Annotated in this window: 18 protein-coding genes and 1 tRNA gene; 6 read left to right on the forward strand and 13 right to left on the reverse strand. The window is 66.7% G+C overall.

Annotated features, from left to right (window positions below):
• Window positions 1–277: 277 nt before the first annotated feature.
• Complete coding sequence (locus KK488_RS05990) at window positions 278–1117, forward strand: flagellin N-terminal helical domain-containing protein (protein ID WP_214622224.1); 840 nt, start codon at window positions 278–280, stop codon at window positions 1115–1117.
• 306 nt (window positions 1118–1423) lie between these two features.
• Here KK488_RS05990 and dnaA read toward each other — a convergent pair whose 3' ends face one another.
• From dnaA to KK488_RS06030, 8 genes are all read right to left on the reverse strand, one after another.
• Complete coding sequence (gene dnaA, locus KK488_RS05995; RefSeq protein ID WP_250890140.1) at window positions 1424–2860, reverse strand: chromosomal replication initiator protein DnaA; 1437 nt, start codon at window positions 2858–2860, stop codon at window positions 1424–1426.
• A gap of 471 nt (window positions 2861–3331) precedes the next feature.
• Window positions 3332–4795 carry an efflux transporter outer membrane subunit gene (locus tag KK488_RS06000; protein WP_214622225.1) on the reverse strand — a complete coding sequence of 488 codons (1464 nt, stop codon included), beginning with the start codon at window positions 4793–4795 and terminating at the stop codon, window positions 3332–3334.
• Between the two features lie 4 nt (window positions 4796–4799).
• Window positions 4800–5912: an ABC transporter permease gene (locus tag KK488_RS06005; protein ID WP_214622226.1), complete on the reverse strand. Its 1113-nt coding sequence runs from the start codon at window positions 5910–5912 to the stop codon at window positions 4800–4802.
• Complete coding sequence (locus KK488_RS06010) at window positions 5909–7066, reverse strand: ABC transporter permease (protein WP_214622227.1); 1158 nt, start codon at window positions 7064–7066, stop codon at window positions 5909–5911. The genes KK488_RS06005 and KK488_RS06010 overlap by 4 nt, the downstream gene beginning before the upstream one ends.
• Entirely contained in the window at window positions 7063–8811 is a 1749-nt protein-coding gene (locus tag KK488_RS06015) for an ATP-binding cassette domain-containing protein (protein WP_349356856.1), read from the reverse strand. Before KK488_RS06015 ends, KK488_RS06010 begins: the two co-directional genes overlap by 4 nt.
• Before the next feature lie 144 nt (window positions 8812–8955).
• Window positions 8956–9957 (reverse strand): HlyD family secretion protein, encoded by a 1002-nt coding sequence (locus tag KK488_RS06020; RefSeq protein WP_214622228.1) that lies wholly within the window; start codon window positions 9955–9957, stop codon window positions 8956–8958.
• Between the two features lie 4 nt (window positions 9958–9961).
• Window positions 9962–10588, reverse strand: coding sequence for a CerR family C-terminal domain-containing protein (locus KK488_RS06025; protein WP_214622229.1), 627 nt, complete (start codon window positions 10586–10588; stop codon window positions 9962–9964).
• A gap of 201 nt (window positions 10589–10789) precedes the next feature.
• Complete coding sequence (locus KK488_RS06030; RefSeq protein ID WP_214622230.1) at window positions 10790–10948, reverse strand: hypothetical protein; 159 nt, start codon at window positions 10946–10948, stop codon at window positions 10790–10792.
• Window positions 10949–11062: 114 nt separating this feature from the next.
• Between KK488_RS06030 and KK488_RS06035 the strand changes: the two genes are divergently transcribed.
• Window positions 11063–11137: transfer RNA gene (locus KK488_RS06035), tRNA-Thr, on the forward strand.
• Window positions 11138–11232: 95 nt separating this feature from the next.
• A complete protein-coding gene (locus KK488_RS06040) occupies window positions 11233–12819 on the forward strand; it encodes a Na+/H+ antiporter (protein ID WP_214622231.1) in 1587 nt (528 codons plus the stop codon).
• A 15-nt stretch (window positions 12820–12834) separates the two neighbouring features.
• On the opposite strand, the gene KK488_RS06045 is transcribed toward KK488_RS06040, so the two are convergent.
• Window positions 12835–13842 carry an AraC-like ligand-binding domain-containing protein gene (locus tag KK488_RS06045; protein WP_214622232.1) on the reverse strand — a complete coding sequence of 336 codons (1008 nt, stop codon included), beginning with the start codon at window positions 13840–13842 and terminating at the stop codon, window positions 12835–12837.
• A 126-nt stretch (window positions 13843–13968) separates the two neighbouring features.
• Window positions 13969–14922, reverse strand: coding sequence for an AraC-like ligand-binding domain-containing protein (locus KK488_RS06050; RefSeq protein WP_214622233.1), 954 nt, complete (start codon window positions 14920–14922; stop codon window positions 13969–13971).
• A gap of 288 nt (window positions 14923–15210) precedes the next feature.
• On the opposite strand from KK488_RS06050, the gene KK488_RS06055 reads away from it, so the two are divergent.
• The 3 genes from KK488_RS06055 (at window position 15211) to KK488_RS06065 (ending at window position 18077) form a co-directional block, all read left to right on the forward strand.
• Window positions 15211–15633 (forward strand): DUF4168 domain-containing protein, encoded by a 423-nt coding sequence (locus KK488_RS06055; RefSeq protein ID WP_250890115.1) that lies wholly within the window; start codon window positions 15211–15213, stop codon window positions 15631–15633.
• A 153-nt stretch (window positions 15634–15786) separates the two neighbouring features.
• Window positions 15787–16803, forward strand: coding sequence for a helix-turn-helix domain-containing protein (locus KK488_RS06060; protein ID WP_214622234.1), 1017 nt, complete (start codon window positions 15787–15789; stop codon window positions 16801–16803).
• 119 nt (window positions 16804–16922) lie between these two features.
• Window positions 16923–18077 carry an iron-containing alcohol dehydrogenase gene (locus KK488_RS06065; RefSeq protein WP_214622235.1) on the forward strand — a complete coding sequence of 385 codons (1155 nt, stop codon included), beginning with the start codon at window positions 16923–16925 and terminating at the stop codon, window positions 18075–18077.
• Window positions 18078–18139: 62 nt separating this feature from the next.
• Here the strand turns inward: KK488_RS06065 and KK488_RS06070 are convergent, their stop codons facing one another.
• From KK488_RS06070 to KK488_RS06080, 3 genes are read right to left on the reverse strand one after another with little or no spacing between them, the layout of a single operon-like run.
• Window positions 18140–18736, reverse strand: coding sequence for a hypothetical protein (locus KK488_RS06070; protein WP_214622236.1), 597 nt, complete (start codon window positions 18734–18736; stop codon window positions 18140–18142).
• Window positions 18733–20088, reverse strand: a complete 1356-nt coding sequence (locus KK488_RS06075) for a sensor histidine kinase (protein ID WP_214622237.1) — start codon at window positions 20086–20088, stop codon at window positions 18733–18735. The genes KK488_RS06070 and KK488_RS06075 overlap by 4 nt, the downstream gene beginning before the upstream one ends.
• Entirely contained in the window at window positions 20085–20771 is a 687-nt protein-coding gene (locus KK488_RS06080; RefSeq protein WP_214622238.1) for a response regulator transcription factor, read from the reverse strand. The genes KK488_RS06075 and KK488_RS06080 overlap by 4 nt, the downstream gene beginning before the upstream one ends.
• Between the last annotated feature and the right edge of the window lie 154 nt (window positions 20772–20925).

Raw genomic sequence — 20925 nt, forward strand, 5'->3', positions numbered from 1 at the left:
TGCCGGAGGGCGGCAAGTTCCTGCCGGGAGGCCACGGCGGAGCGAGAAAAAATAATCTTGCGCCCCACCGCCTCGCGCACGCGCGCGAACTATCAAAGGATAGGCGCACACGAATCACGGGTCCGCATGAGAGCCTCCGGCAAGGGACTGACTTGCCGATCCGGCAAAAAATTTCCGGGTCCCCATAAAGTCCTGCCGCCCCCTGCCGTTCTGGGCTTCGAGGCCGCAACCGCCAGGATGGCAGCGACCCCATTTGAAGCGGGAAAGGAAACTTCTCATGACTGTTATCAATTCAAACGTCTCTGCTCTTCGTGCGCAGAATGCTTCCAGCTCGGCGAACATCAGCCTGTCGCAGGCCATGGAGCGTCTTTCCACCGGCAAGCGCATCAACTCCGCCAAGGACGACGCCGCCGGCCTCGCCATCTCGACCAAGATGACCTCCGAAATTCGCGGCCTCTCCGCCGCCGCTCGCAATGCCAATGACGGCATGTCCGTGACGCAGGTTGCGGAAGGTGCGATGGGCGAAGTCTCGAACATCCTGCAGCGCATGCGCGAACTGGCCGTCCAGGCTTCCTCGGGCACCGTCAGCCAGACCGACCGTACCTCGATCCAGGCGGAAGTCACGCAGCTGACCTCGCAGATCACGAACATCGCCAGCCGCACCAGCTTCAACGGCATCACGCTGCTGAACGGCTCGGGCTCGGCGACCACGCCGGTCACGGTCAAGATCCAGGTTGGCAACAACTCGGGCGAGACGGTCGACCTGTCGCTGGCTTCGATGAACCTGACCAACCTCGGCATCAACTCGATGGCGACCTTCGCCGACGCCACCGGCGCTGGCGCCACCGCGGCGCTCGCTCTGATCGGCACGGCGCTGGACAAGGTCTCGTCGGCCCGCGCCACCATCGGTGGTCAGCAGAGCCGCCTCGAAGCGACGGTCAACAACCTGAATACCACCATTACGAACATGTCGGACGCACGTTCGCGGATCGAGGATGCCGATTTCTCTACGGAATCGACGGCGCTCGCCAAGAGCCAGATCCTCAGCCAGGCTTCGAATGCGATGCTCGCTCAGGCGAACCAGAGCCAGCAGGGCGTGCTGAGCCTGCTCCGCTAAGTGACAGGCCACTGAATAGATCGGTGAAGGTACTGGTCCACCGACGCCGATCTTTTGACCCCCGGCACCCAACAGTCCCCATCGTGCCGGGGGTCAAGACTTTCGATCGGACCGAATCCGAAAACCCTCGCTCCCCCGGGCGAGGGTTTTCTCCTGTTCTGCGAAAGCGGGACAGCCGATCGTCCCAATGACGGGCGGAATTCTGGGCCTGTGCTTACGCATGGAAAAACCGCCGCTGAAACAGCGGCGGCCCTCCATTGTCCTGCGGACGACTTCCTCCTCGAGCGGAGCCCGGGAAGAAATCTCTTACCCTTCCAGCTGTTTCTGCAGCGCGCGAATGTCCGCATCCATTTCCGGATTGTCGAGCCGCATTGCCTCGATCGTCTTGACCGCATGGATCACCGTCGAGTGATCACGCCCGCCGAACACCCGGCCGATCTCCGGCAGCGAGCGCGGCGTCAGTTTCTTGGCGAGATACATGGCGACCTGGCGGGGGCGGGCCACCGCCCGCGCACGGCGATGCGAGCGCATCTCCGAGGCGTCGATGCGATAATGCGCGGCGCAGACCTTCTGGATTTCGTCGATGGTGATGCGGCGCACACTCGCGCGCAGCGCCTCGGCCAGCATCGACTGGGCGAGATCGACGGTGATCGCCTTGTCGACGAGCTGGGCATAGGCGACCAGCTTGTTGAAGGCGCCCTCCAGTTCGCGGATGCTCGTGCGGATCGAGCGGGCGAGAAGCGCCAGCACGTCGTCCGGCACATTGATCGGCGCGACCATCGCGCGGCGCGCGGTCAGGATCTGCAGACGCAGGTCGAGGCTTGCGGGCTGGATGTCCGCGACCAGCCCCCCCGCGAGGCGCGAGAGGATGCGCGGATCGACCGCGCCCAGCTGCTGGGGTGGACGATCGGCGGTGATGGCGATGCGCGCACCGGAATCGATCAGATCGTTCAGCGTGTGGAGGAATTCCTCCTGCGTCGGCCCCTTGCCGGCGATGAACTGAATGTCGTCGATCAGCAGCATGCGTGCGGCGCGCAACTTCGCCTTGAACGCGAAGGTGTCGTTGGCGCGGATCGCCGCCACGAACTCGTTCATGAAGCGCTCGGCAGACATATAGAGGATGGAACCCTCGCGCACGTCCGAGCCCAGCGCTTCGCCATAGGCGCCGGCAATGGCGTGCAGCAGATGCGTCTTGCCGAAGCCGGTCGGCCCATGGATGAACAGCGGATTGAAGCGCGGCTTGACGGCAGCGGCCATGGCCTTGGCGGCCGAGCAGGCGAGCATGTTGCTATCGTCGGTCATGAAGCTCGCGAAATCGTGGCGCGGCTCGAAGCGTGTACCCCGATCGCCGATGCGCGAGGCTTGGGCAGCACGTGTCGCGGCCCCCTCGATCTCGGCGGTCTTTGGCGCGGCTTGCGGCGTCAGCGCAATGCTCTCGACCGCGCCCCTGGCCCGTACCACGCGAATGTCGCGCACGCCCGCTTCGACGCCGCGCCAGGCGAGGCCGATGCGTGAGGCAAAATTGCTCATCACATAGCTGGCGGAAAATTCCGAGGGCGCTTCCAGATCGAGCGTACCCGAGAGCACACAGAAGGTGCCGACACGGAGCGGCCGAATCCACTGATCGAACAGCCGCACGCCAATATCGCGCCGCAAGCCCGTCCGGATTTCGGCCCAGTCGCGCTCCAGCTTGTCCTGCCCCGGCTGCGGGTTCGACGTATCGGCCGGGTTTACCCTCTCCATCGCATTGTCATATCGTTGCTGGCCCAATTGCTGCCCCATGTTCCCTGCCACGACCTCGTCTGTTCCTTTTGCCTCCGACCGACATCTCCCGTTGAAACGGACAAAGTTGCCCTGCACGGGAACTGGCGTTCCCATGTCCGATGTCCGTTTTCGATCGCTGTATGACAAAGCCGTGAGTCGGGCTCTGCCGGAAGGAAAGTTCTGACAGTGCCACGCCCCCCGATCAAGGGCTGCTCATGTCAAAAATCTGAAATAAAGTTCTTGACCAAGGATTCCCGTCGCATAGCTTTACTGGCGCGTTATTCTTCGGTTTCTCAAGTATTTAACAACCAACGCCCAATCGTTGCAAAGCTTACATTAGCTGCGAATCGCGGTGAATCCTGCCTCGCGCGACTCTCTTGTGACTGACTGCGAAAAGCGCAACCAAAGCGTCACATTTGAACATTCACGCAATGTTCCCGCGAGGGTCGCTTAGCGCGGCGCCACCTCACCCTGCTCCGCCTCCGCCGCCGCCAACGAGTCGGGGGACCAGCCGCCGCCGAGTGCCTTGTGCACGGCGATGGCGGCTTCGCTCGCACCGGCCTGGGCATGGGCGAGCTGCTGGGCGGCGGCGAGGTGGGCAAGATCGGCACGGGCCAGGGCAAGCTTGTCATCTTCGCCGGCGGCGACCCGCTGGCGCGCAAGGCCGAGCGCGGTATCCTCCCGCGCCAGGGCGGCGCGGGCGGCGGCGAGGGCTGCGAGGCTGCGGTCGAACCGGTTGATCGCGCCTTCGCTGTCGGCGAGCGCCGCGATCACCGCCGCGTCGTAACGCGCCGCCGCGCCTTGCGCGCGCGCATCGGCGGCGCGCACTATCGCGCGGGCGCGCCCGCCGTTAAAGATCGGCCACATCAGGCCACCACCGGCCTGCAGGCGGGTGCTGGCGCCATCGGCCAGATCGCCGATCGCGCGCGCCTGCTGCCCGAGGGCAAAGCTGAGCGACAGGCGCGGGAAGAGATCGGCCTTGGCGACGCCGATGTCCGCGCTCGCCGCCGCGAGATCACGCTCGGCGCCCAATATGTCCGGCCGGCGGCGCAGCAAGTCGGACGGCAGGCCGGCGGCAATGGCGTCGGGCGCCGTGGGAATCGCGCCCGGGGCCTCGAGACGAGTCACTATGTCGGCAGGCGCCGCGCCGACCAAGGTGGCGACGCGCAGCGCTGCACCGCGCACGCCCGCCTCGGCGCTGGCGAGCGCAACCCGGGCCGCCTCGACGTCGCTGCCGGCGCGACTGGCGTCGATCACATTGGCCTCGCCGCGCGCGGCGCGCAGGTCGGTGAGCGCCGCGAGCCGGCCGCGCGCATCGAGCATAGCAACCGCTGTGTCGCGGTCGGACTGGGCGAGGCGCAGATCGACATAGGCACGGGCCAGCTCGGCGACGAGCTGCAGCCGCGCGCCCTCGACCGAGAGCGCCGCCGACTGCGTGCGCGCCTCGGCCGCCTGGTCCTGGCGCAGCTGGCGGCCCCAGATGTCGAGCTCCCAGCTCGCGTCGAAGCCAAGGTCGAACAGCGCGAAGTTGCGCGAGAAGCCGGGAATCTGACCGACCGGGATCTGGCCGTTCTTGCTGAGCTCGACCTGATTGCCGGTCGCGCTGACCGACGCCTGCGGCAGGCGCCCGCCGCGCACCGCGTCGCGATTGGCGCGGGCCTCGGCGAGGCGCGCCTGCGCTTCCTTGAGGCTCGGATTGCCGGCGAGCATCTCGTCGACAAGCGCATCGAGCAGGGGATCGCCCAGATCCTTCCACCAGCTTCCCTCGGCCACGGCGCCGGCATTGGCCTGCCCCACCCAGGCACTGGCGACCTGCGTCCGCGGCGCCTTGTAGTCCGGCCCCTGCACGCAGGCCGAGACCAGCAGAGCGGCGGCGAGAGCGGAGAAATGGTGTGGAGAACGGGGGGCGGTCATGGCTTCACTCCATTCGGGCACGAAACAGCCAGGCCGCCGCGGCGAGCGAGATCGCCGCGATGATCGCGAGCGGCCAGAGCTGGTGGAAGACGACGGACGCCGGCATGGCCTTGAGGAACAGGCCCTGCACGACGATCAGGAAATAACGGATCGGGTCCGCATAGGTCACGATCTGCAGCCAGTCGGGCATATTGTCGATCGGCGCGGCATAGCCGGAGAGCAGGATCAGCGGCGTGGTCGCGAGGAAGGAGCCGAGAAACGCCTGCTGCTGCGTCATGGACGAGGCCGAAACCAGCAGCCCCATGCCGATCAGCGCCATCTGATAAAGGAACATGGCGACGAGGAAGAGCAGGAAGGAACCGGTGAACGGCACCCCGAACGCGAATTTCGCGACCAGCAGGAATAGCACGCCGTTGAACATGCCGACCAGCAAAGGCGGCACCATCATGCCGAGCAAGATCTCGTGCACCCGCATCGGCGAGACCATGAGCTGGTCGAACGTGCCCAGCTCGCGTTCTCGCGCGATCGATTGCGAGGTGATGGCGAGCCCGGCCACCGAGACGATGATCGCGACCAGCGAGGGCAAGGTGAACCATTTGAAATCGAGGCTGGGATTGTACCAGTTGGTGATCTCGCTGCTGCCGGCTCGCCGCGCCATTTCCGGCCTCAGCTCGGCGCCATACTCGCTGGCGATCCGGCTGACATAGCCGCCGAGGATCTGCGCGGCGTTGGAGCGTCGCCCGTCGAGCACCAGCCCGAGCGTCGCGCTCTGGCCGCGCGCAATCTTCTGGTCGAAGTCGCTTTCGATGACGAGCGCGGCGATGACCTTCTGCTTGTCGATCGCCTCCTCCATCGCCCGGGTCGAGGGGAGGACGATCACGTCGCGGAACTGCGGGCTGCCCTGGATGCGCTGCACCAGCTCCTGCGCATGGGCGCCGCCCGAGCGGTCGACCAGACCGATGTCGACATTCTTGACGTCGAGCGTGGTCGCGAAGGTGAAGATGAGCAGCTGCACCAGCGGCGGCATAATCAGCACCATGCGCGACTTGCGGTCGCGCAGCAGGGCCAGGATCTCCTTCACGACCATGGCGCGCAGCCGGGATGTGATCAGTCTCATGCGTCGAGGCTCCGCCGCGTCGCGCGGAAGCAGAGGAAGAAGAAAACCATCCCGAAGCACAGCATGATCGCGATGTTGGGCAGGATGATCGGCCAGACGTCGCCGGCCATGAACACGGTCTGCAGCGCGGGAATCAGGTAGCGCGCGGGCACGGCATAGGTCAGCGCCTGGATCGGCCAGGGCATGGACGCGATCTCGAAGATGAAGCCCGAAAGCAGGAAGGTCGGCAGGAAGGAGGCGAAGAGCGCCGCCTGGCTCGCCACGAACTGGTTCTTGGTCGCCGACGAGATGAACAGGCCGAGGCCCAGCGCCGGCATCAGGAAGGCCGAGGCGATGGCGAGCAGCGCCAGCACCGAGCCACGGAACGGGAGGCCGAACAAGGTGATCGCCAGCACCGTGCAGAGCGCCATCGAGGCGAGGCCGAGCAGGAAATAGGGCAGCACCTTGGAGGCAATGAACTCGCTCATCCGCACCGGCGTCGCCAGCAGCGCCTCCATCGTGCCGCGCTCCCATTCGCGGGCCACCACCAATGCGGTCAACAAGGTGCCGATCATGGTCATGACGATCGCGATCGACCCCGGCACGAGGAAGAAGCGGCTCTGCAACCCCGGATTGAACCAGACGCGCTGGGAGACGTCGATCGGCGGCGGAGCGCCGCGCATCCCCATCTCGCTGATCATCCAGTTGGTGCGTACCCCTTCCGCATAAGAGGCGATGAAGGTCGCCTGATTGGGCTGGGTGCCGTCGGTGACGATCTGGATCGGCTGGGGACGCCCCTTTTCCACACTCGCGCCGAAATCGGCGGGAATGACCACCAGACCGCGCACCTTGTCCTGAACCATGAGATCGCGCGCCGGCGCAATCGACCGCAGGGTCGTCACGCTGAAATAGGGTGAGCGCGCGAACGCCTCGGCCAGCCGCGCGGCGGGCGCGCTTTCGTCCTGCACGACGAGGCCGATTCGGGTCGCGCGCGGATCGAGCGAGACCGCGTAGCCGAACAGGAAGAGCAGCAGCAGCGGCATCACGAAGGCGATGAGGAAGGTCGAGGGATCGCGCCTGATCTGCGCATATTCCTTCATCATGAGCGCAAGCAGCCGGCGGCGGGACGAGCCCTGCGGCTTGGCGGCCTCGACGGGAAGGGCCTCCTCGGTCATGCGGCCTCCGCCTCCTCATCCCGATTGGCATCCGACGCGTCGATGAGCGCGATGAAGGCGTCTTCCATGGTCGGGTCGGCGGCGCCGGTCAGCGCCCCGGCCTGCGCCTTGAGCGCATCGGGCGGGCCGCTGGCGATCTGCCGGGAGCGATAGATCAGGGTGACCTGATCGCAATATTCCGCTTCGTCCATGAAGTGCGTGGTCACCAGCACGGTGACGCCGCGCCGCACGAGGCCGTTGATGTGCGTCCAGAATTCGCGCCGCATGACGGGGTCGACGCCGGAGGTCGGCTCGTCGAGGAACAGCACGCTCGGCTGGTGCATCACCGCGCAGGCCAGTGCGAGCCGCTGCTTGAAGCCGAGTGGCAAGGTGCCAGCATTGCGCTTGTAATGCTGCTCCAGCTCGAAGATCTGCGTCACCCGCTCGATCGCCTCGCGCGCATCGCCGCCGGAGAGATCATAGGCGCCGGCGAAGAAATCGAGATTCTGCCCGACCGAGAGATCGCCATAGAGCGAGAATTTCTGCGCCATATAGCCGAGCGAGCTGCGCGCCTGCGCGGCCGAGCGGCGCAGATCGAAGCCCGCGACCGAGCCGGTGCCGCTGGTCGGGGTCAGGAGGCCGCAGAGCATCTTGAACGTGGTCGACTTGCCCGCGCCATTGGGGCCGAGCAGGCCGAACGCCTGACCGCGCGGCACGGTGAAGCTGACGTCCTTGGCCGCCGTAAAGGCGCCGAACACCCGGGTCAGGCCCTTCGCCTCGATCGCCGGGGCATCGCTCGGCGGAATCTCGCGATAAGCGGCGGCAAGCTTGCTCGTCCCCTCCGGGCCGCCGCCAAGCTTCTCGATGAAGCCGTCCTCGAATCGCGCGGGCGTCGGCGCGACCTTCGTGTCCGGGCCGAGATCGAGCGCGGCGGCGTCCGGCACCGGATGACCCTCGCCGATCAACAGGCGGATCGCGCGGCCCTGCAGGGTGCCGTCGATGACGTCATCGCGGTCCAGTGCCTTGGTCAGTGCCAGGCGGCGGCGATCGGCAAAGCCGGTGACGCTGATCACCCGGTCGGCGATCGCGCCGGTCAGATCGGCAGGCGGCCCGGAGAAGAGCAATTCGCCTTCGCTCAGCAGATAGACGCTGTCGCACAGCTCCGCCTCGTCGAGATAGGCGGTCGACCAGAGCACGCCGATACCTTCCTTGGTGAGCTCGGCGACCATCGCCCAGAGCTCGCGCCGGCTGATCGGATCGACGCCGACGCCCGGCTCGTCGAGCAGCAGCAAGGGCGGCGTCGAGACAAGGGCGCAGGCGAGGCCGAGCTTCTGCTTCATGCCGCCGGAGAGCTTGCCGGCCGGGCGGGACTGGAAGCGGGCAAGGTCGGTGAAATCGAGCAGGCGCTTGAACACCGCTTCCTGCGCATCCCTGGGCAGGCCGCGCAGCTCGGCATAGAGTAGCAGATTCTGGCGGACCGTGAGATCCTCGTAGAGCCCGAAGCGCTGCGGCATGTAGCCGATCGAATCGAGCCGCTGGGCCGGCGATCCGCCCAGGATCGAGACCTCGCCCGCGTCCGGCGTCATCAGGCCGGCGAGGATGCGGATCAGCGTGGTCTTCCCGGCGCCGTCCGGCCCGACCAGTCCCGTGACCTTGCCCGGCGTGACGGCAAGATCGACCCCGCCGAGCGCCGGCTTCTCGCCGCCGAAGCTTTTGACGATGCCGCGTGCTTGCGCAACGATATTGGCGGGGATGGGCTCAGCCACGAGCGATCAGCCCGGTCACGCGCGAACCGGTGCTCCTGCGAAGGCAGGAGCCCAGGGCGGCGAGGGCCGTCGGCTGCGCCCCGGGCTCCTGCCTTGGCAGGGACACGGCAGCGCCTGAGATCAAAGCCGGCGCCGACATCGTCCTTACTTCGCCGCCGGCCTGGCGTCCGGCACGCCGACCGTCACCGGCTGGCCCTGGCGCAGCGCGCCGTCCGGATCATCAACGTTGATGCGTAGGCGATAGACCAGATCGGTGCGCAGATCACGCGTCTCGACCGACTTGGGCGTGAACTCGGCGCGCGGCGAGATGTAGCCGATCGTGCCCTGATATTGCTTGGGATTGCCGTCCGCGCTCACTGTCACCTTCATCCCCGGCGCGATTCGACTCAAGTCACTCTCGGCAACATAGGCGCGCACGCGCAGCGGCCTGTCGATGGCGAGGGTGAAGACCGTCTCGCCGGGGGCCACGATCGCGCCGGGCTCGCGCGCCCGTGTCACCACCGTGCCGTCGAGGCTCGCGAGCAGGCGCGTATCGCCCAGGTCCGTGCCGATCCTGCCCCGAGCGGCCTGTGCCGCCTTGAGCGCGGCGCGGGCCGCCTCGATGTCTTCCGCGCGGGGGCCGGTCTTGACGAGCGAGTAAGCCGCCTTCGCCTCGGCGAGCTGCGCCTGCGCACGATCCCGGGCCGCCACCGTCGTATCCCAGATCCCACGGCTGATCGCACCGGGACCGACGAGATCCTTGCGACGGTCATAATCGCGGGCCGCGTCATTCGCCGCTGCCTGCGCGGCGGCGAGGCGCGCCTGTGCCTGTGCGACGTCCTGCGCTCGGCTGCCATGCTCCAGCTTCAACAGCTCGGCCTGCGCCTGGCCCACCTGCGCCTCGGCCTGCGCGACGCTGCTGTCGATCGAACTCTTGTCGAGCTGGGCAAGGAGGTCCCCTTTCTTCACGCGCGCGCCTTCCTCGACCGGGATCTCGGCGATGCGCCCGCCGACCCGGAAGCCGAGATCGACCTCGCGAATGTCGACATTGCCGTACAGGCTCAGCGGACCGTCGGCCTTGGGCAGCAGGCCGAAACCGCGCGTCAGGATCGCCGCGACGATCAGGGCGGCGACAATGAGGATCGGGATCAGGCGCTTGGGAGACATGGGATCAATCCTCTGTGAGCAATGTCTGAGCGGATCCGCGCAGGGTGGTGATGAGCAGTTCGGCGGTCTCGGCATCGATGTCGTCGACCTGCATGACGCGGGCGACGCAGGCGCGCCCCACGCGCAGCACGATCGCCATACCGAGAAGATTGGTGACGAGGGCACGACGAACCGGCTCGGCCAATGCGGGGCGCGCAATGCCGAGCAGTACCGTCGCTGTCTCCAGCACCGGCTGCATCATATGCGCGTAGAGGCGCTCGAAGGCTTCGGTGGGGTGCTGCTGCTCGCGCACGATGAACTGGCAATAGGTCTCGGAGTCGGGCGCCAGCATGAAGCGCGCGAAATTCTCGAGCAGCGCCAGCGCGCCCGCTCGCGCCGCCTCGACCGTGTGGGGCGGATTGGCCTTGATCGCGTCCATTAGCGGTGCGTGGACCTTTCCGATCGCCACCGCGATATGATCCGCGCAGGCGAGGTAAAGCCCCTGTTTGCCGCCGAAATGATAAGTGATGGACGACATGGCGGTGCCGCTGGCCCTGGCGATGTCCCGCGTACTGGCCGCATCGAATCCCAGCCGCCCGAACTGATCAAGCGCCGCCTCGATGATCCGCTGCGAGAGATCCTGAGTCGCCATTCCAGCTAACTGTTCGATCGAACGAACAGAGTCAAGTATGAGTGGAAGTGAACGGTCGAGGCGAGGTAGGATCGCGCGTAAATCCGGCTGGTCCCGCGACTATGAAGCAGCGCTGCTGGCAGGACGGACGGCCGGCTTGGCCTTTTGAACGAGCGCGGAAGTTCAGCCGAAATTGGGGAGAAGAGAATATACTGGGAAACCTCAGTCCGGCCTTCCATTCGGTTCGCGATTCTCTGGCGGCGGCGATGCGGTCTCCGCGTCATCCTGCCCCCATTCGCGCGCCTGGCCCTTGCGCCGATGCAGATTGGCGCGCAGGGCTTGCGCCAGTCGCTGCTCGCGCTCGGATTTGCCGTTGCTCATCGCGCTGTCCTACGAATCCCGCTTTGAGCCCGCAAGTCGCCTTGACAAATCCCGCCCCGCAAGCCCATAGGCGCGGCCTTGCCGTCGCGGGTGCCTTCTCGCGAGCCGGCCAGTGCTGCCGTAGCTCAGTGGTAGAGCGCATCCTTGGTAAGGCTGAGGTCGTGAGTTCAATCCTCACCGGCAGCACCATTTCCCTCCGTTTCGACGTCGCGCGGCCAGCCTTCGGGCTGGACGTCGCCCGTCTGCGCGTTAGGCTTCAGCTCGGCGAAGACGGGGGATAGCTGATGGAGCCGATGCAATTGTTCGAGCTGGTGATCGCCATGCTGCTGGCGATCATCGCCCTCCAATATGTCGCGACGAAGCTCGGCGTGCCACCCGCTGCGGCGCTGCTGATCGGTGGCGGGCTGCTCGCCTTCCTGCCCGGCCTGCCGGTCATCTCGCTTGATCCGGCGTTGGTGTTGGTCATCTTCCTGCCGCCCTTGCTCATGGATGGCGCCTGGTTCATCGCGCTGGGGCATCTGAAGCGGCACATGATCGGCATCCTGTCGCTCGCGGTGGGCGCGGTCATCTTCACGACCGTCGTGGTGGCAGCGGTCACCCATGCCTTGCTGCCGGATCTCCCCTGGGCGGCCTGCGCCGCTCTGGGGGCGATCGTGTCGCCGCCGGACGCCGTCTCCGCCCGCGCCGCTCTGGCCAACGTCCCCCTGCCCGCGCGCCTGTCCATCCTGCTCGAGGGCGAAAGCCTGCTCAACGACGCCACCGGCCTCGTGCTGTTCCGCTTCGCCGTCGCGGCGGCCGTCACCGGCTCGTTCAGCGCGGTGGACGCGCTCGGCAGCTTCCTCTTCCTGGCGATCGGCGGCGCGCTGGTCGGCGCGGCGATCGGCGCGGTCTGGGTCTTTCTCGTGCGCCGGCTCGGGGACGAGTATCTCATGATCGCCGCGGCGGTCATCGTCCCCTGGATATCCTATCTGCTGGGCGAGCAGATCCATGTCTCGGGCGTCATCGCCGCCGTCGTCACCGGGCTGGTCTGCGGCTGGTATCAGCATGTCGTGTTCAGCGCGGCCGTGCGCATGCGCGGTACCTCCTTCTGGACGGTGCTCATCTTCCTGCTCGAAGGTTCGGTGTTCATGCTGATCGGCTCGTCACTGCGCGGCGTCGTCGAGCGTGTCGGCGGGTTCGAGATCGTGCTGCAAGAAATGGCGGGGCCGATCCTCCTCATCCTGCTCGCCTTGACCCTGGCGCGTTTCGCCTGGGTCTATGGCTCGGAAGCGGTCATTGTGCTGCTGCGCGCGCTCGGCTGGAAGCGCTACAAGCCGGTCGGCGCGCGCGGGGCGGCCGTGCTGAGCTGGACCGGGATGCGCGGCGTTGTGACGCTGGCCGTGGCGCTCTCCGTGCCGGCCGACATGCCGGGGCGCGACTTCATGCTGGTCTGCGCGTTCGCCGTCATCCTCGCCACCGTGATCATCCAGGGCATGTCCCTGGGCGCGGTGATTCGCTGGGCGGAGCTGCGCGAGCCGGACGGGGTCGGTCCGCGCGTCAGCATGTCGCAGGCCGAAGCGGTGATGGCGCAGGCGCAGGTCGAGATCGTCGAACGGCGCGCCTATAATGAGGCGGGCGAGCTCGTTCACCCGCAGCTTCTCAAGCGCTACCGCGCCAAGGCCGAGATCTCCGCCGACTATGCCGGGCAGGAGGATCAATATGCCGATCGCATCCAGGCTCATTTCGATCTGGTGCTGGAGGCGATCGCCGCCGGCCGCGCGGAGCTGCTGCGCCTCCACCGCGCCGGCGACATCGACGAGCGCACCCTGCAGGAGTTGGAGCGCGATCTGGATCTCGAGGAACTCAGCGCGATCTCGGCCAAGGCGTCCTGACCGCGCCCGGCAACCTCAGTTCAGCTCGGCCCGCCGATAGTCTCCGGGGCTGGCGCCGAACCGGCGATGGAAGCTGCGCGTGAAGAGCGGCACGCTGTTGTAGCCGACACTGAAGGCGATCTCGGACACGGTGCAGCCGCGCCAGCGGGGATTGCGCAGCTGGCGCGCGGCCTGATCGAGACGGCGGCGCGAGACATAGCCGCCATAGCTGTCGCCCCGGCGCAGGAACATGGCGAGCAGCTCGCCGGCCCGCACGCCGATCGCGGCGGCCGTCACGCGCGCGTTCAGGCTCGCATCGCGGATATGCTCCTCGATGAAGCCGACCGCACGGGCATGAAGCCGGGCGTCCGGATAGGGTCCGCTCAGCTCCGACCCGTAGGCCATGCTATAGGAGGTGGCGAACAGGTCGAGCAGCTGATGCGCGATGCTGTCGGCATGAGCCGGATCGAGGCCGCGCTCGACCTGCCGCCACAAGCTGCAGGCCATGCCGGTCGCGATGAAGGCGAGGCCGTCACGCGCGGACAGGGGGCGGCCGCGCACAAGTTCGGGACGAGACACATAGTCGTGGATGAGCCCATCCGGCACGCGCACCAGCAGCAGCTCGGCATTCTCGCCGAGGCTGTTGCAGTGCGGCACACCGTTGTCGCACAACGTGACGTCGCCCCGGCGCAGGACAATCTCATGCGCGCCCTGCGTGAAGCGCGCCTCGCCATTGAGCTGGATGAAGAAGGAATAGATCCGCTCGCCACCGCGATCCTCGATATGGTCGACGGTCCGGCGGATCGTGCAGGGACCGGTCATCAGCCGCGCCAGACCGATCTGACCCAGGCCGCCGAGCTTGAGCCCGGCCGAGAAGTCAACATGCCGCGGAATGAAGTCGGCGGTGGCAAGCTGTGAGGAATAGATATCGTTCCAGGCGCGCGTCCGCCCACCGATGACAAGCGCCTCGGTGCTGAAGCTTTCAACTGCTCTTTGTCCGCGTCCGGCATAAGCCGCAGCGCGCACCTCTCCCCGCTCACTCACCGGCAGCCCTTATCGGTATCATCTGACGGAACGACGTATCGTTATACTTTCGTCTGTCGCCGTCGAGCTTGAACCGTCCGGCTCGGATATTTTCCTATAGGATATGCGGCAATTCGGCCACAACCGTCAGTGCAACTGGCTGCGCCGATAGTCCCCCGGACTGACTCCGAACCGAGCGTGGAACGCCCGGGTGAACAGCGGCACGCTGGTATAGCCCACACCATAAGCGATCCCGGAGACAGTGGAACCCCGCCAGCGGGGATTGCGCAACTGCCGGGCGGCCTGATCGAGCCGGCGGCGCGAGACATATCCGCCGAAGCTGTCGCCGCGCTGCACGAACATCGCGAGGAGTTCACTGACCGGCAGGCCGACAGCCGCTGCCACGCCACGAACCGTCAATGTCGCATCGCGAATATGCTCCTCGATGAAGCCGGCGGCCCGCGCATGAAGCTTCGCGTCCGGGAAGGGACCGCTCATCTCGGGTCCGTAGGCCATGCTGTAGGACGTCGCGAACAGATCGAGGAGCTGATGCGCGATGCTGTCCTCATGAGCCGGATCGAGTCCACGCTCGATCTGCCGCCACAAGCTGCAAGCCATGCCGGCGGCAATGACGGCGAGTCCGTTCTGCGCTGGCAGACGGCGCCCGCTCAGTCGCTCCGGATAGGGCAGATAGTCCCGGATCAGCTCATGCGGGACGCGCACCAGCAGCATCTCGGCATCCTCGCCGCCCAGGCGGTAGCAGTGGGGAACGCCATTGTCGCACAGGGTGACGTCGCCGCGATGCAGGACGGCGTCATGCTTGCCCTGCGCGAATTGCCCCTCGCCGTTAAGCTGGATGAGGAAGGAATAGAGCCGCGCGCTGGCGCCATCGTCGATATGGTCGACGGTCCGGCGGATCGTGCAGGGGCCGGTCATCAGGCGGGCGAGGCCGAGCCGACCCAGCCCGCCGAGCTTCAGTCCGGCCGAGAAATTCCCGCTTTGCGGAATGAAATCGATCGTCGAGAGCCGAGACGAGTAGATTTCGTTCCAGGCCCGTGTTCGCCCGCCGCGAACCAGCGTCTCAGTGCTGAAGCTTTCCATCGCCCCTCTTCATGCCGGATCATCGCCCGGTCCTACCGGACCGTATTGCATGGTCGGGTGGGACGACTTGACTGCAACGGCAGTCGGCTTTGAGGCCGCCCGACCGGATCACGACGGATCGTGGGCGATCAGCGGTAAAGCGAGCCGATTTAACCATTTGTGTTTTCAGCATAATATTCGATCCGTCCCGACCGGTGAACGGCAGGTCGACCAATATTTGCCCTCGGCAATCGAGGCCCTAGCTTTTGTCTCTCACCCCCGCACCGTCTCCAACGGCAAGAAAGGCAGATGATGAGAGCCATAGTTTTGACCACCCTGACCGGCGCGCTTATGATGTCCACCGGTGTCGCGCAGGCCCAGACCACGACGCCGGCTCCGGCCGCTCCCGCGCCCTCCGCTTCGGCTCCGACAGCCCCCTCCAGCTTCACGGATGCCGATCTCAAGGCCTTTGCGCGCGCCGCGATCGCAGCCAACAAGATCCAGCAGGATGCCGCCGTCACGCCGGCGGAAAAGCAGCCAAAAATGCTCGCCGCGGTCCAGGCGCAGGGCCTTGATCCGGTGAAGTTCAACGCGATCGCCAAGGCATCCGAGGCCGATCCGGCTCTGGCAAAGCGTATTCAGGACGCCGCGCGGGCCGATCCCTCGCTCGCAGCGCCCGCGCCTGCCGCACCCGCTGCCGACGCGACGCCTGCCCCCACAACGACGCCCTGAGCCGGGCGCCTTGCCCCTGTCATCCCGGAAGACGTCCCTCTTCCCCACCCGCTCTTCCGGGATGACATGATGATCGGCGGTTCACAATCGACCGGTTGCTGATAAGACTTATGCGCCTGCGCCGGGGACCAACCGGTCCATCCGGCGGTGGAGATGAGCGAGCAAGGGCAGAACAGGACAATGGTCGAAGTGCATCGCGTCCCGCCGACGCCCAAGGCGTCGCGCAGCCGCATGTGGACCGACCTTTATTCCGAGCATGTGGACAGGGCTGCCACGTCGCTGGGCGACGCCGAACATTGCCCGGCCATCACCATCGCGCAACTGGGATCGGTTGCGATGATCCGCCTCGATCTCGCCGCCGGCACCATCCAGCGCACCGCCGAGCAGATCGGCTATGTGGCCGAGCCGACCTATGCCTTCCTGCTGCAGGTGAGCGGCACGGCCAGCTTCTCGCATTACGGACAGGACAGCGTGCTTGCGCCGGGCGATTTCACTTTATGCAACAATGCGGTCCCTTACGTGTATGCCAGCGACGGACCGGCGGACCTGCTCATGATCCGCGCGGGTGCCGGCACGATCCGCGAGCATCTGCCTTCGCCCGAGCAATTTTGCGGGCGGCATCTGCGCGCGGACGAGGGTCTGTCGGAGAGCGCGGCCCAGCTTTGCCTCGGCGTATGCGAACAACTCGCGAGCGGCCTGCCCGAGGCTGTGCACAATCGAGTCGCGCGCAACCTGCTCGATGCGATCGCGACGGCCTTTGCGATCAGCTTCGACGGGCTGATCACCGCCTCGGCCGTGCTCACCGGCCGGCATGCGCGGGTGCGCCTGTTCATTGAAGAGAATCTGCGCGATCCCGATCTCAGCCCGGGCCTCATCGCCACCCGGCTCAAGCTTTCCTCACGCTATCTGCGCATGATCTTCGCATCCGGCGACGAGACGGCCTCGGCCTATGTGCTGCGTCGGCGCCTGGAGGAATGCGCGCGGCAGATGGCCGATCCCGCCTCCGCGCATCTCACCATCACCGACATCGCTTTTGGCTGGGGTTTCAACAGCGCCCCTCATTTCGCGCGCAGCTTCCGCGAGCGGTTTGGTCAGGCGCCGCGCGTCTATCGCCGCGAAAAACTCGGTGTCGGGATGCCCTTGCGCGCGGTCGGTGCAGAGGCCGGGTAACGCCGCTGCCCAGGCGTCGACGACTTCCGTTCAATGCATAGTTCCGCTTCGTGCAAGCGAGTTGGGCCCTTCATTCGCAAATGGACGGGCCCAAGAACGATATCGACGGAAGTTCCAAAATGACCCTCAATGCGCCCGTGACGATCCACAATGTCGGGACGGTCCGGATCGGCAAGGGCGTCGTCATCGGTTGCGCCGATGATTTCGCGACATTGGGCGTCAAATCCGTCTTCCTCGTCACAACGCCGCCCACGCGCGGCCTGTGCACCCCGCTCATCGCCGCGCTTGAAGGGCGTGGCATCGGCGTGACCGTCTGGGATGCGCTGACCGGCGAACCAACGATCGACAATTTCCACGACGCGATGGCGCAGGCAAAAGCGTGCGGCGCCGACGGTGTCGTCGGCCTTGGCGGCGGCAGTGCGATGGACGTCGCCAAGCTGGTCGCGGCGCTGATCGACGGGCGCCAACAGCTCAAGGAGACCATCGGCGTCGACCTGCTGACCAGCCGGTCGCTGCCGCTCGCCTGCGTGCCGACCACCGCTGGCACCGGCAGCGAGGTGACGCCGATCGCGATCCTTGGCGACGAGGATGAAGAACTCAAGAAAGGCGTTGTCAGCAAATATCTGGTGCCGGACTTCGCCTATCTCGATCCCGAGCTGACCGTCTCCATGCCGCGCGCCGTCACCGCGTCGACGGGCATCGACGCGCTCACCCATTGCATCGAGGCTTTTGCCAACAAGTTCGCGCATCCGGTGGTCGATATCTTCGCGCTGGAAGGTATCCGGCTGATTGCTGGCCATATCGAGCGCGCCTGCGTCGATGGCACTGATCTGGTCGCGCGCGAGGCGATGCTGCGGGCAAGCTATTATGGCGGCATGTGCCTGGGGCCCGTGAACACGGCCGCCGTCCATGCGCTGGCCTATCCGCTGGGCGGTGAGTTCCACATCCCGCACGGCGTCGCCAATTCGATCCTGCTGCCCCATGTGCTGCGGTTCAATCTGGAGGCCGCACCGGCCCGCTATGCCGAGATCGGCCGGGCGCTCGGCGTCGCGGAGGGTGGCAGCGACGAAGCGACGGCGCGCGCCGGCATCGAGCTGGTCGCCGAGCTTTCCGCGCGGATCGGTATCCCCGCCGGTCTCACCGGCATGGGCATCAGCGCCAATTCCATTCCCCGCATGGCCTTCAGCGCCATGAAAGTGACGCGCTTGCTCGAGCGCAACCTGCGCGTGATGACCGAGGAGGACGCGGCGCGCATCTATGAAGCGGCGCTGTAGCCGGGACTGATCCCTTGACCGTCACTCCAGTGTTCGCTGGGGTGATGGAGCGTTGGCCGCGCTCAGTCGATGACGAGATAATAAACAGCGGGCTTCGCCCCCGGATTGCTGATCACAATCTGGTGACGCGCACTGAACGGCGGAACCCAGTTGCATTGGCCCTGCCGCGCAATGCTCGGGCAGACCGGTTTGCCGGCGCCATCGAGAACGGCCATGCCGACCGGCAGGGCACCGGGCGTCGCCACGGCGACCCGGGCCTGCCGGCCGCCATCGAACAGCTGATCCAGCGTCACGCGAGCGCCAGCCTCGACCGTACCGCGCCGATAGGCAGGCCCCAGCATGCGCCCTCGCATCGGCGGCGCGGACTGGCCGCCGGGCACCAGCGCGCGCCATTGCGGAACGGGATCGGCCTCATTGGCGGCGGAATGCGCGCCAAGGGCGTCGAGCGCGGCCAGGGTCGGCGCCAGGGCGGGCTTGTCGGCACCCGGCTGCGCAACGACCATTTCTGCCGCCGCCAGGAGCTGCGCAACCGCCAGCGCCGGCTCGGCGGCATAGGATGCGGGTGCCGTCTTAACGGCGCGGGATTGCGCGCAGCCGCCGAGCAGCAGGCCGACGGCAAGGCACAGGATCGTGCGAGATGAGAGGAAGATAGGTGTCATGCCTCCGGTTCCACGATGAAGCAGGCGCCGCGCGCACTGTCGGCGAGGCGCAGCATCAGCCCATGCCGCTGCGCGATCGCGCGCGCAAGGGCAAGGCCGAGGCCATGCCCGGGCTGCGAGACCTGGCCGGCGCTGCGCGCGAACCGCTCGAAGATGCGCGCGCGATCCTCGTGCGGGATGCCGGGGCCATCATCGGCGATGATGATGCGCGGTCCCTGGGTCAGGGTCAGCGAGACGCGCCCGCCGGCAGGCACATATTTGATCGCATTGTCGAGCAGGTTGGAGACCAGACGGACGATCTGCATCCGCTCGGCCAGCATGGTGACGCCCGGCTCGATCGCGGTTTCCAGCGTCAGGCCCATCTCCTCGACACTGCCTTCGTAAAGCGCGGCAAGATCGCTGAGCAAGCTCGACAGGTCCAGCTCCGCAAGGCCGGCGAGATCGCCGCGCCGCCCTTCGTTGGAGGCGATGTCGAGCAGCGAATCCAGCATCGCGACGATGCCGCGAATGTCGCTGCGGGACTGGGTCAGCGCGCCCTTGCCACCCGGCTCCGGGCGCGCCTCCAGGGCGGCGGCGAGGCGGCCATCGAGATGCATGAGCGGTGTGCGGATCTCGTGCGCGACATGATCGGACATGTGCTTCTGCACCCGCACCAGCTGCGCCTGGCGGGCGAGCAATCGCGCGCCCTGCCGGGCCAGCTCGTCGACCTCGTCACCGGGATGGCTGGGGCTTTCGAGTGCAGCCGGATAGCCCTCCGCCGCCGCGCGCAATCCCTCGTTGATCCGCTCGATCCGCCGCGCCAGACCCCGCGCCGTCAGCACCGCGACCAGCCCGACCACGAGGATGATCGCCGCGCCGACGCCGAGGAAGATCTGCGTCAGGCGCGACAGCGTCTCGCGATCCTGCGCATATTCGCGCGCGACGAGCAGTTGCAGGTCCGGCGCGAGCTTCGCAGCCCGCGCATAGACCTTCGTGCCGCCGGTCAGCGTCACGTAGCCCTGCTCGGACAGTGCGGCCGAGAGATGCGGCCAGGCACGTATGTCGCCGGCGATCGGCCGGCCGTCCCCGCGCGCGACGAGATAATGCGCCGGACGCCCCTCCAGATTGACGACATCCTTGCGATCCGCGACGCGCCGGATCAGCTCGGTCTCGCCGGAGCTGGCGTGAATGTCGATCAGGCCGGCGAGATCGGTCGTCACGGTCGCCGCCAGCGCCTCGCTCGCGCTGCGCTCGACCGTCGACCAGGAGACGGCGAACAGCATGGCCACGGCCAGCATCGCCACCAGCAGCGAGGCGCTGGCGACACGCCAGACGATCGACGAACCGCGCCTGGTCCTGGCGGCTGGCGTCATTCGCAGGCCGTTAGCCGATAGCCCGCGCCCCAGATCGTCTCCAGCGCCGGCGTCTTGAAGCCGTCCTCCAGCTTGCGCCGCAGGCGGCCGATATTGACGTCGACGACATTGGTCTGCGGATCGAAATTCATGTTCCACACGTCGCGCAGCAGCATCTCGCGCGTCACCGTCTCACCGGCATTCTCCATGAAATAGCGGAACAGCTCGAACTCGCGGGGGCTGAGGGCGATGTGGCGGCCGCACCGGAAGGCGGTCCGCGCCTTCACATGACATTCGAGCGCGCCAAACATGATCACGGCGCCATGCACCTTGCCCGATGAGCGGCGGTGCAACGCCTTCACGCGGGCGAGCAGCTCCGGCGGCTCATAGGGCTTGGCGAGATAATCATCGACCCCGGCATCCAGCCCCTCGATCCGGTTTTCGCTACGGCCGAGCGCGGAGAGCATCAGCACCGGCGTCTCGACGCCCGCCGCGCGCAGGCGCGACACGATGACGAGCCCGTCGAGATCGGGCAGCATGCGATCGAGAATGATGACGTCGAACTGCTCCGCCGCGGCGCGCTGCAGCCCTGCCTGTCCCGATTGCTCCCAGGCAAGCCGGTCGCCGCCCTGCACGACCAGCGCTCGCACGGCCGACGCGGCCAGCGGATCATCTTCGACATAGAGGATATTGAGGCTGGTCATCGGTCCCCCACCGTCTCTCCCGCCGATCGGTATATCCGTTCGCGCGCGCTGTACAATCTCCGCTCCTGCTTGGCCTCTCGCCGCGGAAACAGCCGAGCGGCGCGCCGGGTCGCACTGGCGCGCCGCTCGACCCTGTCGGATTGCCCGCCCACCA

This window comes from Sphingobium nicotianae (assembly GCF_018603885.1).
In the GTDB taxonomy this organism is placed as follows: domain Bacteria; phylum Pseudomonadota; class Alphaproteobacteria; order Sphingomonadales; family Sphingomonadaceae; genus Sphingobium; species Sphingobium nicotianae.